The 13,108-nt window shown below is 69.1% G+C and carries 13 protein-coding genes; 8 read left to right on the top strand and 5 right to left on the bottom strand.

Features of this window, described 5'->3' with window-relative positions:
- Positions 1-48: 48 nt before the first annotated feature.
- Complete coding sequence (locus IEV96_RS03555) at positions 49-720, bottom strand: histidine phosphatase family protein (RefSeq protein ID WP_188509313.1); 672 nt, start codon at positions 718-720, stop codon at positions 49-51.
- 81 nt (positions 721-801) lie between these two features.
- Here IEV96_RS03555 and IEV96_RS03550 point away from each other — a divergent pair, with 81 nt between their 5' ends.
- The gene (locus IEV96_RS03550) at positions 802-1,965 is read left to right on the top strand and encodes an exonuclease SbcCD subunit D (RefSeq protein ID WP_188509312.1); all 1,164 of its coding nucleotides are present in this window, start codon (positions 802-804) and stop codon (positions 1,963-1,965) included.
- On the top strand, positions 1,962-4,889 hold the full coding sequence (locus tag IEV96_RS03545; RefSeq protein ID WP_188509311.1) for an AAA family ATPase: 2,928 nt from the start codon (positions 1,962-1,964) through the stop codon (positions 4,887-4,889). The genes IEV96_RS03550 and IEV96_RS03545 overlap by 4 nt, the downstream gene beginning before the upstream one ends.
- Here the strand turns inward: IEV96_RS03545 and IEV96_RS03540 are convergent.
- Positions 4,886-6,553: a cation:proton antiporter gene (locus IEV96_RS03540; protein ID WP_188509310.1), complete on the bottom strand. Its 1,668-nt coding sequence runs from the start codon at positions 6,551-6,553 to the stop codon at positions 4,886-4,888. The two genes, IEV96_RS03545 and IEV96_RS03540, sit on opposite strands and share 4 nt — an antisense overlap.
- A 65-nt stretch (positions 6,554-6,618) precedes the next feature.
- On the opposite strand from IEV96_RS03540, the gene IEV96_RS03535 reads away from it, so the two are divergent.
- The 5 genes from IEV96_RS03535 (at position 6,619) to IEV96_RS03515 (ending at position 10,889) form a co-directional block, all read left to right on the top strand.
- Complete coding sequence (locus tag IEV96_RS03535) at positions 6,619-7,065, top strand: MarR family winged helix-turn-helix transcriptional regulator (protein ID WP_188509309.1); 447 nt, start codon at positions 6,619-6,621, stop codon at positions 7,063-7,065.
- Positions 7,066-7,201: 136 nt separating this feature from the next.
- Positions 7,202-8,635, top strand: a complete 1,434-nt coding sequence (locus tag IEV96_RS03530; RefSeq protein WP_188509308.1) for an MATE family efflux transporter — start codon at positions 7,202-7,204, stop codon at positions 8,633-8,635.
- 101 nt (positions 8,636-8,736) lie between these two features.
- Positions 8,737-9,741 carry an ATP-binding cassette domain-containing protein gene (locus tag IEV96_RS03525; RefSeq protein WP_188509307.1) on the top strand — a complete coding sequence of 335 codons (1,005 nt, stop codon included), beginning with the start codon at positions 8,737-8,739 and terminating at the stop codon, positions 9,739-9,741.
- Positions 9,738-10,589, top strand: coding sequence for an ABC transporter permease (locus tag IEV96_RS03520; protein WP_188509306.1), 852 nt, complete (start codon positions 9,738-9,740; stop codon positions 10,587-10,589). The genes IEV96_RS03525 and IEV96_RS03520 overlap by 4 nt, the downstream gene beginning before the upstream one ends.
- 9 nt (positions 10,590-10,598) lie before the next feature.
- Positions 10,599-10,889, top strand: a complete 291-nt coding sequence (locus tag IEV96_RS03515; RefSeq protein WP_188509305.1) for a hypothetical protein — start codon at positions 10,599-10,601, stop codon at positions 10,887-10,889.
- Between the two features lie 38 nt (positions 10,890-10,927).
- Here the strand turns inward: IEV96_RS03515 and IEV96_RS03510 are convergent, their stop codons facing one another.
- Complete coding sequence (locus IEV96_RS03510; RefSeq protein ID WP_188509304.1) at positions 10,928-11,134, bottom strand: hypothetical protein; 207 nt, start codon at positions 11,132-11,134, stop codon at positions 10,928-10,930.
- Between the two features lie 143 nt (positions 11,135-11,277).
- Here IEV96_RS03510 and IEV96_RS03505 point away from each other — a divergent pair, with 143 nt between their 5' ends.
- Complete coding sequence (locus IEV96_RS03505) at positions 11,278-11,691, top strand: hypothetical protein (RefSeq protein ID WP_188509303.1); 414 nt, start codon at positions 11,278-11,280, stop codon at positions 11,689-11,691.
- 36 nt (positions 11,692-11,727) lie between these two features.
- Here the strand turns inward: IEV96_RS03505 and IEV96_RS03500 are convergent, their stop codons facing one another.
- A complete protein-coding gene (locus tag IEV96_RS03500; protein WP_188509302.1) occupies positions 11,728-12,591 on the bottom strand; it encodes an aldo/keto reductase in 864 nt (287 codons plus the stop codon).
- Positions 12,588-13,094 (bottom strand): glutathione peroxidase, encoded by a 507-nt coding sequence (locus IEV96_RS03495; protein ID WP_188509301.1) that lies wholly within the window; start codon positions 13,092-13,094, stop codon positions 12,588-12,590. The genes IEV96_RS03500 and IEV96_RS03495 overlap by 4 nt, the downstream gene beginning before the upstream one ends.
- Between the last annotated feature and the right edge of the window lie 14 nt (positions 13,095-13,108).

Raw genomic sequence — 13,108 nt, 5'->3', positions numbered from 1 at the left:
AGAGGCCCTCCCGTGTGGTGGTGGCTCGATGCTACGACGGTGTGGCCGCTATTCGCGAGCCTCTTCCAGAGTCTCGCCGGTGGGGTCCGCCGCCACTTCGTCGGCCGTCAGCGCGCCGCCGACGGGGGTGCTCTCCCACTCGAGGAGGGTCCAGCCCTCGTCGAAGGATCCCTCCAGGATGACGATTCCGGTGTTCATCAGCTCGTGGTCGCCCACGAACTGCGGGGTGATGTTGCTCGCGTTGCCGGCGACCCAGACCCGGATCGCGGCGCCGTGGCTGACGACGACGGCCGTCTCCAGGCCCGACTCCACTAACTCGGCGAGGTCGGCGTTGTAGCGTCCGAAGAAGTTGTGGCCGTCCGGCCCGCCGGGCATCGTCACGTCGAGGTCGCCGAGCCCCCAGGCGAAAACGGTCTCGAGGTAGGCGCGCACCGACTCGCGGTCGCTCTTGCCCTCGAGGTCGCCCGCCTCGATCTCGTGGATTCCCCCGAGGATGGTGACGGCAAGACCGCGGTCGGCCGCGAGAGGGGCGGCGGTCAGCTGGGTGCGCACCAGGGTGGACGCGAAGATCGCGTCGATCGGCTCGGCGCGCAGCGCATCCGGAATCTTGGCGGCCTGTTCGAGTCCGCGTTCGGTCAATCCCGGTCCGGGGTGGGCGGTGTCGAGTTGTCCGAGGACGTTGGCGGGCGTCTGGCCGTGGCGGATGAGAATGAGGCGCATGATCCTTCCAGCCTAGGCGGCTTACGGTCGCCGGGGCGTGTGCTCAGGGCCACCGTCGGGGGTCGCGGGTAGCCTGCGAGCATGAAGATCCTGCACACCTCCGACTGGCACATCGGGCGCACCTTCCACGGGCACTCGACGCTCGAGCACCTGCGCGTGGTGCTCGCCGCCATGGTCGCCGAGGTGCGCGAGCGGGGCATCGACGTGGTCGTCGTGGCGGGCGACATCTTCGATTCGTCCATGCCGTCGGCAGAGGCGTTCGCCGTGCTCTCCGGCGCGCTGCGCGACCTGCGCGGCGCCGGGGTCCAGGTTGTCATGACGAGCGGCAACCACGACTCCGCGACACGACTGGGGTTCCAGAGCGAATGGGCCACCCTGTCCGGAATCCACATCATCACCCGTCCCGAGCAGCACCTCGAACCGGTGCTCATCGACGACGAATACGGTCCGGTCGCGTTCTACGGCATCCCGTACCTCGAGCCGTCGATCTTCAGAACTCGGCACCCGGGCGAAGACCTGCGGACGCACGAGCAGGTGCTCGGTTTCGTGATGAATCAGGTGCGGTCGGATGTCGCGGCTCGGCAGGTCCGTTCGGTGGTGCTGTCCCACTGCTTCGCCTCGGGCGTCGCAGCGTCGAACGAGGCCACCGACGTCGAGCGCGACATCACCTCGGGCGGGCTGAACCTGGTGCCCGCGTCCGTGTTCGACGGCCCCGACTACGTGGCGCTCGGGCACATCCACGGCCGTTCGGTCATCACCGACCGCGTGCGCTACTCCGGCGCGCCGCTGCACTACTCGTTCGGCGAGGCGAACAAGCCGCGCGGCGGCTGGCTCGTCGAGCTCGACGCCGGGGGAGTAGACACCGTCGAGTGGCTCGACCTGCCCGTTCCCCGCCGCCTCACAGTGCTCACGGGCGATCTCGACGAGCTGGTCGGCTCCGAACGGTACGGCGAGTTCGAGAACGACTGGGTCGCCGCCGTCCTCACCGACCGCGTCCGTCCGATGGACGCGATGCGGCGCCTGCAAGACCGGTTCCCCTTCGCGGCCATGCTCGAATACCGTCCCGCCGTAGTGGCGGAGGCCGGCGCGGCCACCTACCGTGAGCGCATCGAGAAGAAGACCGACGACCAGATCGTCGCGGGGTTTCTCGAACTCGTGCGCAACGGGGTCGGCCCGACCGACTTCGAGGCGGCGCTCGTCGCCGAAGTGATCGCCGAGCAGGCCGCAAAAGAGGCGTCGGCATGAAGATCCGCGCGCTGACCCTCGCCGGCTTCGGGCCATACCGGCACGAACAGCGGGTCGACTTCACCCACTTCGACGACGCGGGGCTCTTCCTCATTACCGGCAAGACCGGCGCGGGCAAGTCCAGCATCCTCGACGCCATCTGTTTTGCGCTCTACGGCAGCATTCCCCGCTTCGACGGCACCCAGGCACAGTTGCGCAGCGACCATTGCGAGCCCGAAGACCCGAGCTTCGTCGAGCTGGAGTTCACGGTCGGCGGGGTCGACTACACGGTGCGGCGCGTGCCCGAATACCTGCGCCCCAAGAAGAACGGCTCGGGCACCACCAAGCAGGCCCACGACGCCTCGCTCAGCCGGGCCGGCGAGGTCATCGCGGCCAAGCCCGTCGATGTGGCCCACGAGCTGGCCGAGATCGTTTCGCTGACCAAAGACCAGTTCCTGCAGGTCGTGCTGCTCGCCCAGAACCGGTTCCAGCAGTTTCTGCTCGCCAAGAACGACGACCGCCAGTCGGTGCTGCGTACGCTCTTCGGTTCCGAGCGGTTCGAGAAGATCGAGGTCGCGCTCGACGAACGACGCAAGACCGTCCAGGCCGAGCTGGCCACCGCAGACGGAGCCCTCGACCAGCAGGTCGAACACGCCGTACGCCTGCTCGAGCTCGACGAAGCACCGACGGCCCCCGACTCAGAGTGGTTCGCCGGAGCCCTCGCCGATCTGGCCGTGCGCCTCGTCGCCGCGACCCGCGAATCCGACGCCGCCGACGAGCAGTTCGCGGTCGCCGACCTCGAACACCGCGCTCTACTCGACCTCGCCGCGCTGCAGCGGCGGCGGGACACGGCCGCCACGACGATCGCGGCCCTCGACGACGGAGCGACCGAGGTGGCCGGCCACCGGCTCGAACTCGACGCCGCACGCCGCGCCGCCCCGGTCGCCCCGCTTATCGACGCGCGCGACCGGGCGCAGACCGCGCTCGACCGCGCGACCGACCGGGCGTCGCGGGCTCGCGCCGTGTACGAGCCCGACGGCACTCCGCTCGACGAGGCGGTCGAGGCGTATGCCGCGACCCTCGGCACGCTCGCCGACGTGCTTGCCGAAGAGAACACCCTGCCGGCCCTCGACGGCCGCATCTCCGAGCTCGCCGCCTCGAGCGACACGGCCGCCGTCGCCCTCGCGGCCGCGATCGAACGCTCCGCCGCGCTCCCCGCCGAGCTCGACGAGCTCGGGCAGAGGGCGACGCACGCCGCGAGCAGAGCGGCGCGTTCCGCCGACGCCGCCGACACCGTCTCGCGAACGACGACGGCGCTCAAATCTGCACAGCAGGCGGCCGAACTGGAGCCGCTGCTCGAGCTGCACAGGCTCGCCGAACGAGAGGCGAGTTCCGCGCACACCCGCGCCGCCGTCGACCTCGACGATCTGCTCGAACGCCGCCTCGGCGGGTTCGCCGGCGAACTCGCCGAGAACCTCGTCGCCGGAGAGCCCTGTGCGGTGTGCGGCTCGACGAGTCACCCGCGGCCGGCCGAGCACAGCGAGACTCCGGTCACCGCCGACGATATCGATGCGGCCCGCGACCGGCTCGCGGCCGCCCGCACCGCCATGGACGACGCGCACTCCACCGCGAACGAGACGGCGTCGCGCCTGACCGACGCGCGGGCCCGGGCAGACGGCAGGAACGTCGACGAGCTCGACGAGGCACTCGCCGCGGCATCCGAAGCGCTACGGGGCGCTCGTTCCGCCGTCGACGAGCTCGCCGCCATCGAGGCCGAACGCACGCGGGTGCGCGGCGAGATCGAGGCGCTCGACGCCCAGCTCGACCACCTGCGTGAGAATCAGCGCGCCGTCGCCTCGTCGCTCACCGAGACGACGAGCAGACGCGACGCCATCCTCGCGCGCACGACCAAGCACCGGGGCGACGCCGAATCGGTGTCGGCTCGCGTCGCCGAGCTCGAGACACGGCTGGCGGCCGCCCGGGCCCTGCTCGCCGCCGAGGCCGACGCGGCGAACAAGGCCGAGGCACTGGAACACGCGAGCGCTGCCCTCGCCGCACAACTCGAGGAGCAGGCGTTCGACGGTGTCGACGCGGCCAACGAGGCACGGCGCGATCCGGCCGAGATCGCACGGCTCGAGACGCGCATCCGCGAGCATGACGAGGCCCGAGCGACAGCGCAGGCCACCCTCGACGAACCCGGAATCGCGGCGGCGCCCGACGGGCCGGTCGCCGTCGACCCCGCGCGTGCGGCGAAGGAGGCGGCGTTCGAGGCACGCGACCGGGCCCGCGACACGACCGCCGTGCTGAGCAGACGGGTGACGCAGTTCGAACAGCTCGTCGTCGCGGTGAGCGCTCAACGCGACGCCACGGCGCAACGCCGCCTCGAGTTCGAGCAGTTGCGCCAGCTCGCGAGCGTGGTGCGCGGCGAAGAACCCAACACGCGCCGGATGCGACTCGAGACCTACGTGCTCGCCGCACAACTCGAGCAGATCGTCACGGCCGCGAACTCGCGCCTGCGCACCATGAGCGCCGGCCGGTACACGCTCGAGCACGACGACGCGCTGCAGTATCGCAACACCAAGTCGGGGCTCGGTCTTGCCATCCGCGACGAGCACACCGGACGCACGCGGGCGACGCACTCCCTCTCCGGCGGCGAGACGTTCCTCGCCTCCCTCGCCCTCGCACTCGGCCTGGCCGAGGTCGTCACGAATCAGACCGGCGCGATCACGCTCGACACCCTGTTCATCGACGAGGGCTTCGGCTCGCTCGACGGCGAGACCCTCGAGATCGCCATGTCCACGCTCGACGGGCTGCGCGAGGGCGGACGCACCATCGGCCTGATCAGCCACGTCGAGGCCATGAAGGAACAGATCCCCGCGAAACTCCGCATCACGGTGTCGCCGACGGGTGACAGTTCGATCGCCGAGAGCTACGAAGCGGGCTAGTGCGGGCCGCCGCGCATCTCGATCGCGATCTGCGAGGCGTCGAGATTGGCGAGCGCGTTCGCGAGCACGTCGGCGTCGAAAGTGCCGTTGTCGCGGGCGTCGAGCAGCGCGGTCCGTTGAGCGGCCAGCACGGTCAGCAGGTGGGCCTGCGACTCGCGCAGGTCGGCCGGCGTGGGTTCGCCTTCGGGGCGCCGCAGCTCGCCGACCGAGTCCGCGCTGGCCCTCATGATGGCGATGATCCGGGCACGTTCGTCGTTCTCCTGGCCGCCCGTTGCTGCGGCGCCCGTCGGTGGTGTGAGGCGGCGCACGAGCGGGCCGACGGTACCGCCCTGGACGAGCAGTGACAGGGCGGCGACGGTGAAGGCGATGAGCACGAGCACCGACCGCTGCGGGGTGTCCTCGGGCAGCGACTGCGCGGCGGCCACGGTGACCGCGCCGCGCATGCCCGCCCACACGACGACGGTGCCCTCGCGCCAGCCGAGGGGCTGGCGGCGGAAGTACTCGATGTCGGCGAGCCCGCGCGTCACCCGCACCGCGAATCGTTGCAGGTCACGTTCGGACGGCTGCCGGCCCCGCCGGTTCACGTCACCGAAGGCCTCCTGCGTACCCTCGGGAACGGCGAACTTCTCCTGCATGCCCTGCAACTGCACCTGCAGCTTCTCGGCGTGCCGCGACCGGCTCTTCAGCACGGCGAGCAGGGGCCCGACATAGGCGGCCCGGACCAGAATCGTCAGCAGGAGCGCACCGACCGCGATGAGCACGGCCGGCCCGGTGCCGGCGTGCGCCTCCTCGACGTTCGTCACGATCGACTTGATCTGCAGTCCCATCGTGAGGAACACCGCCCCCTCGAGCACGAGTTCGACGGTGCGCCAGTTCTGGGTGTCCGACAGTCGATTCTGTGCCGAGAGCTGGCGGGGTGCGAGGATTCCCGTGATCAGGCCCGCGACGACCGCCGCCACGAGCCCCGAGGCACCGAGCAGTTCTGCGGGCACCGCCGCGAGGAAGGGCACCGTGAACGAGATGACGGTGTTCACCGTGGAGTCGGTCACCCGCTTGCGCACCTCGAGGTTCAGCCGCGCGACGAGCCCGCCGATGACCGCTGCCACCGCGACCGAGTAGGCGAAGGTGCCGACCGCGCCCCAGAAGGAGAAGGATGCCGCGGCCGCCACTATCGCGGTGCGCAGCAGCACGAGCGCGGTCGCGTCGTTGAGCAGACTCTCGCCGTCGAGGATAGCGACGACGCGTTTCGACACCGTGGTGCGCTTGATGATCGAGGTCGCCACGGCGTCCGTCGGGCTGACGATCGCGCCGAGCGCGACTCCCCAGGCGAACCCGAGCCCCGGCAGGGCGAGCATAAAGAAGAGGCCGAGCAGCAGGGCGCTGCCGACGACGAGCACCACGGAGAGGCCGCTGATCGCGCCGAACTCGCGCCGGAAGTTCATCGCCGGCATCGACACCGCGGAAGAGTAGAGCAGGGGAGGGAGAATACCGGCGAGAATCCATTCCGGCTCGATGTACACCGACTCGAAGACCGGCAGGAAGCTCGCCACCACCCCGATCGTCACGAGCACCAAGGGGGCCGCGATGCCGATTCGCGGGGCGACGACGGTGGCCGCGGCGATGGCCACGAGGGCGACGACGATCACAACGAGGGATTCGGTCATGCCCTCACCCTATTCGATCAGTTCGAACGTTGACAGTTAGAACTCGAACGGTTAGTGTTCTGACTATGGACGAACACGCACCGCCGCTCACCACCAGCCTCGAACTCGTGCGCTGGATCGGTTGGGCGCAGATGAAGGCCGGGGAGGAATGGATCAGGGAGCGCGAGCTCAGCCACCCGCAAAGCTTCGTGCTCGGCTACCTGGTGCAGAACCCGGGCGCCATCCAACGCGACATCGCCGCCGTCTCTCGCACGAGCGCCGCGAGCGTCTCGAGCCTCCTGCAGGGGCTCGAGCGACGCGGCCTCATCGAGCGCCGCTCGGAGGAGGGCAACGAGCGGGTCAAGCGCGTCTTCGCCACCCCCGCCGGAGTCGAGCTGATCGACGGCTTCGCGGCCGCGATGGCCGCCGCCGACGACACGATCCTGGCCCCCCTCGACCCTGACGAGCGGGCCGCCCTGCACGCGCTCCTGTCGAAGGTGACCGCGCACCTGCCCCAGCCGACGCGCTCGTAGCGGGCGCGCTTCCCACCGGTGCCGCGCGGCCAGTCCGCGCATCCGCCTCTCCTTATCGACCTCTTTTTGTCGATCCCCCCATCGCCGTGCCGGCGTCCGTCGGCGCGCGCCCACGCCTGCCCAGAAGGAGCACGCCATGACCACCCCAACCACCCCCGAAACCACTGTCGGCAGCAACCGCTGGTATCTCTCGTCGGCGCCGATCGTCCGCGCCCTCGTCCACCTCTGCATTCCCTTGGCCGCCGCGATGATCGTCGGCGCCGTCTACAACGTGATCAACGCCGGATTCATCGGCTCGCTGCACGACGCCACGCTGCTCGCCGCGGTCACCCTCGGCGCACCTCTGCTCGGCCTGGTCATGGCCGTCGGCGGGGTGTTCGGCGTCGGCGGCGGCGCGCTCATCTCGCGCCTGCTCGGCGCGGCCGAGAAGGAGCCGTCGAAGGCCGCCGAGATCAAACACGTCTCGTCGTTCGCCGTCTGGGGCGCCGTGATCGTGGGGACGGTGCTGGGCGGCATCGGACTGCTCGCGCTGGATCCCCTCGTCATGGTGTTGGGGGCGGATGCGGCAGCAGCACCGGCGACCGGCGCGTTTGTGGCCGTGCTGCTCGCGTTCGTACCGGTTCTCGCCGCGGCCTTCTGTCTCGAACAGCTCGTGCGGGCCGAGGGCGCTGCGCGGCAGGTGATGGTCGGACTCATCGCGTCGACCGTCGCGAATGTCGTGTTCGACATCCTCTTCATCCTGGTGCTGCACTGGGGCGTCGCCGGCGCGGCCCTCGCGATGGGCTTGTCGAACCTCGGCGTCGTGATCTACTTCGTCGTCTGGCTGCAGCGGCACAGCGAACACATCAGCGTCTCGCCCCGCTGGTTCACCCTGTCGCCCGCCGTGCTGAAGCCCGTGTTCGGCGTGGGGGTCAGCGAGCTGCTGCAGTCGTCATTTCTCATCATCACCTCGCTCGTGCTCAACAATCTCGCGGCGGCCTACGGAGACACGGCTCTCGCGGCGATGGGCGTCGCCGTCCGCATCGCGCAGGTGCCCGAGTTCCTCGTGATGGGCGTCACCCTCGGGGTGCTGCCGCTGCTCGCCTACTCCTACGGAAAGGGCGACAGGCCACGGCTGATGTCGGCCGTCCGGGTGTCCGCCCTGACGGTGGGCGCCGTCACGCTGATCTCGGCGACGACCGTGTTCGCCTTCCGCGAGCAGGTGATCACCGCCTTCTCCGACGATCGTTCCGTGCTGGCTATCGGCGTCACGATCCTCACCGCCCAACTGGTGGCCATGATCGTGAACGGCTTCGCCGGGCTCCTCACCTCGCTGTTCCAGGCGACCGGTCGGGCGGTGCCGGCGATCGTGATGTCGGTGTCGCAGGGCGTGATCTTCATACCTGTCGTGCTCCTCGGCAACCTGTGGTTCGGTCTCACCGGCATCATCTGGTCGCTGACGATCACCGAGGTCGCCGTGTTCCTGATCGGCGTGGTGATGTGGCTCGGCTCCCGCTCCGCCATCGATCGCGGCCTGGCCGAGGGTAACGCCGAGCGGGCCGAGGCGATGCTCGACCAGGTCGACGCCTGACCCGGTGCATGGAAAACGACACCCGACCGCAAGACCTCTGGTGCGACCTCCGGGCATTGTGTACAGTGTCCACAACCCGGGGAGAGACGAAGGGACAGCGCGTGAATTTCATCGAAGCGACCGGTCTGACCAAGACGTACTCGCCCAAGAACGCCAGCCCGGTGCACGCACTGGACGGCCTCGACCTCGGCGTTCCGCGGGGCACCGTCACGGCGCTGCTCGGACCGAACGGTGCGGGAAAGACCACCGCGGTCAAGGTGCTCACCACGCTCATCCGGCCCGACTCGGGCAGCGCGACGATCGGGGGAGTCGACGTGCTGAAGCACCCGGAACGCATCCGGCCGAGCATCGGTGTCTCCGGCCAGTACGCGGCGGTCGACGAGAACCTCACCGGCTTCGAGAACCTCGACATGGTCGGTCGGCTCTACCACCTGGGCGCGAAGCAGTCCCGCGTCCGGGCGAAAGAGCTGATCGACCTGTTCGACCTCACCGAGGCGCAGAACCGGCCGGTCAAGGGGTTCTCCGGCGGCATGCGCCGGCGCATCGACCTCGCGGGGGCCCTCGTCACCCGGCCCGAGGTGCTCTTCCTCGACGAGCCGACCACCGGGCTCGACCCGCGGAGCCGACTCGGCATGTGGGACATCATCGGCTCCCTCGTCGGCGAGGGCACCACCGTGCTGCTGACCACGCAGTATCTCGAGGAGGCCGACCAACTCGCCGACAGCATCTCGGTGATCGACTTCGGCAAGGTGATCGCGCGCGGTACGTCGGACGAGCTCAAGGCGTCGAGCGGCGGCCAGCGGGTGGAGGTGAACCTTGTCTCCGACCTCGACAGCCAGCGCGCCCTCGAGGTGCTGCGGCGGTTCGGCAGCGCCGACCCCACGGTGTCCGACGACGGGCGGGCGCTCACGGTGAGTGCCGACGACGGTCCCGCGGCACTGCAACGCATCCTCGCCGAACTGGCCGGGCTCGACGTGCGGCTCTACGACGCGGGTATGCGGCGACCCACCCTCGACGAGGTCTTCCTCAGGCTCACCGGCCACGTGGCATCCGAAGACCAGGACGATGCGAAGGAGCACCGCCAGGCGAAGGAGAAGGTCTCATGACCGCGACGGCAGCGACAACCACCACCCGCCGCGAACCCGACGGGGCGCCGTCGATCGCGAACTGGTTTTCCGACGGGTGGATCACCACCCGTCGCAACCTGATCAAGATCAAGCGGGTGCCCGACATCCTCGTCTTCACCACGCTGCAGCCGATCATGTTCGTGCTGCTGTTCACCTACGTCTACGCGGGCGTCATCGACATCCCCGGCAGCACCTACACCGAGTTCATCATGGCCGGCATCTTCGCGCAGACCGTGGTGTTCGGCTCGACCTATTCGGGGTCGGCGATGGCGCAAGACCTCAAAGACGGCATCATCGACCGCTTCCGCACCCTGCCGATGAGCCCGTCGGCCGTGTTGATCGGGCGCACGAACGGCGACCTGCTCATCAATGCGATCTCGATGACGGTGATGATGATCACCGGATTCGTCGTCGGCTGGCGCATCCGCTCGAGCTTCTTCGAGGCCTTCGCGGCAGTGGCGCTGCTGCTGCTCTTCGCCTACGCGCTCTCCTGGGTGCTGGCATACGTGGGCATGAGCGTGCGCAGCCCCGAGGTGATCAACAACGTCTCGTTCCTGATCCTGTTCCCGCTCACGTTCATCTCGAACGCGTTCGTGCCGAGCGACACCCTGCCGGCGCCCCTGCAGTTCGTCGCCGAGATCAACCCGGTGTCGGCGCTCGTGCAGGCCGCACGCAACCTTTTCGGCAATACCCCGCCCGGCACGCCGGAGCCCGAGGTGTGGACCCTGCAGAACCCCGAACTCACCGTGCTCATCGGCATCGCCGTGATGCTCGTCATTTTCGTGCCCCTCGCCGTGCGCAAGTTCGACAAGGTGAGCACCCGGTAACGTGAGGGCGTGCCCGACTACCGAGTGACCATGACGATGGGCGCGCTCCGCCCGGGGGTCTCACCCGCGGACGTGCTGCCCGCCGCGAAGGCCGCCGCCGGCGAGCTCACGATGGTGGAGGCCGCCGATGTGACGATCGTCGCGGGGAGCGCGCGCATCGTGATCCGGTTCGAGTCGGATGATTCGGAGCTGGCGACCCAGATCGCCGAGCACGTCGTCGCGACCACGCGTAACTCGGTAGAGGTGCCGGCGTTCACGGTCACCGAGCGCGCCCGCGGGCGCTGGTTCAGGGTGCGCTGACCCGGTCGGTTGCAGACCCCGTCGGTTATCGGGCGCGGTCAGTCGTCGAGCACGGGACCGTCGCCCCGCGCGACATCGATGTGCGAGTCGTCGAGTTTGTCGGCATCGTCGACGAACTCGTCGTCGCCCGCGAAATCGTCGTCGACCAGTTCGTCGCGGTCGGTGATGAGCTGCTCGTCGACGATCGGCATGTCACTGAAGGGGTCGCCGCTCGAGGGAAGCCCGACGGGATACATGCTGCTCATGGTTTCCTCCTGCATTCGTCCGGACGGATCGTCTCTCCAGTCAATACCCGGCGCCTGTTCTCCACAACGGCCCGCGCCCGCCGTTTGTCCACAGATCGCGCCGGGTCTGGGCGGGAGCGTGCCGCCGGCGGCACCCTCGACACATGATCGAACGCCAAGAAGCCGACCTCGAACCCCTCACGACCGACACCCTCATCGAGCGCCGGGTCGGGTCCCTCATCGGTCGGGCGCAGAACCGGCAGATCTGGCTGCTCTTCCTCGACTGCGACCACGTGCAGTCGCCGCTGGTTCTGCCCGTCTCCGACATCCCGGTCGCGCCGCCAGACGACGACCTCGACAACTGGAGCGAGCTGCTGCGTGGCGCAACGGCCGCGGTCGATTGCGCCGACGTCATCGTGGTCATCGAACGGTACGCGACCGAGCGACTGACCGACGCCGACCGCGCGTGGGCCCGGATGCTGAGCGACGGATGCCGCGTGGCCGGCGTCACCCTGCGGGCGGTGCTTCTGAGCCACCGCAACGGCGTGCGGCTACTCGATGACGACGACTACACGTAGCGCCGCCTAGACCGCCGGCACAGGAAGAGCGTCGAGTCAGACCGCCGCGCCGAGCTCTTCGAACTCCTCGTCGGTGAGCTCGAGTTCGGCGGCCCGCAGGTTGTCTTCGAGGTGCTCGACCGACGACGTGCCAGGGATCGGCAGCATCACGGGCGAGCGCTTCAGCAGCCAGGCCAGTGCCAGTTGCGACGGGCTCGCGTCGTGCTTCGCCGCGAGCGCCGAGAGCGGACCCCCGTCACCGAGGAGCTTGCCCGTGGCGAGGGGGAACCACGGGATGAACGCGAGGCCGTTCGCGGTGGCATAGTCGAGCAGCGGTTCGGCGTCGCGGCGGGCGAGGTTGAAGAGGTTCTGCACCGAGACGATCGTGGCGATCTTCGACGCCGCCTCGACCTCGTCGACGGTTACCTCACTCAGTCCGATGTGGCGGATCTTGCCCTCGTCCTGCAGCGCCTTGAGCTCGCCGACCTGGTCTTCCAGCGGCACGGTCGCGTCGATGCGGTGCAACTGCTGCAGGTCGATGCGTTCGACGCCGAGGATGCGGAGGCTCATCTCGGTCTGCTGGCGCAGGTACTCGGGACGCCCCACGGGCGTCCACTGGCCGGGGCCCTGCCGGGTGAAACCGGCCTTGGTCGCGATGACGAGGTCGTCGGAGTAGGGGGCGATTGCGCGGTGAATCAGCGGCTCCGCCACGTACGGTCCGTACGAATCTGCCGTGTCGATGAACGTGACGCCGAGTTCGACGGCGCGGCGCAGCACGGCGGCGGCACCGGCGGGATCGCGCGGCTCGCCCCACACTCCGGGGCCGGTGAGCTGCATGGTGCCGTAACCGAGACGGTTGACCGTCAGGTCACCGCCGATCGCGAAGGTGCCGGACGCCTGGGCGGGAAGCGACGTCGTCATGAGGATGCTCCCGGCAGCGAGGACTCGATGAGTCCGACGATTTCGGGGGCGTCCGGCTCGGTGCGGGGGCGGAACCTGTGGACCTCGCCGGTGGGGGTGATCAGGAACTTCTCGAAGTTCCAGCTGACCTTGCCCGCCTTGCCGTCGGCGTCGGGGGTCTTCGTGAGTTCGGCGTAGAGCGGGTGCTGCTGTTTGCCGTTCACCCGGATCTTCTCGAACATCGGGAAGGTCACGCCCCAGGTCGCCGAGCAGTACTCGGCGATCTTCTCTTCGGTGCCGAGCTCCTGCAGGAACTGGTTGCTCGGAAAACCGAGCACCGAGAATCCGCGGTCGCCATAGGTCTTCTGCAGCTCCTCGAGCTTCTCGTACTGGGGCGCGAGACCGCAGCGGGAGGCGACGTTCACGATGAGCAACACCGTGTCGTCGAACTCGCCGAGCGAGGTCTGCTCGCCGCGGATCGTCGTCAGCGGAATGTCAGAAATCGGGGTGTCGGAGATCGTCATGGTTGCGACGATAC

The organism is Conyzicola nivalis (assembly GCF_014639655.1).
Taxonomy (GTDB): Bacteria; Actinomycetota; Actinomycetes; order Actinomycetales; family Microbacteriaceae; genus Conyzicola; species Conyzicola nivalis.
The sequence above is the reverse complement of the archived record's forward strand: the minus strand, read 5'-3'. Positions and strand labels throughout refer to the sequence as shown.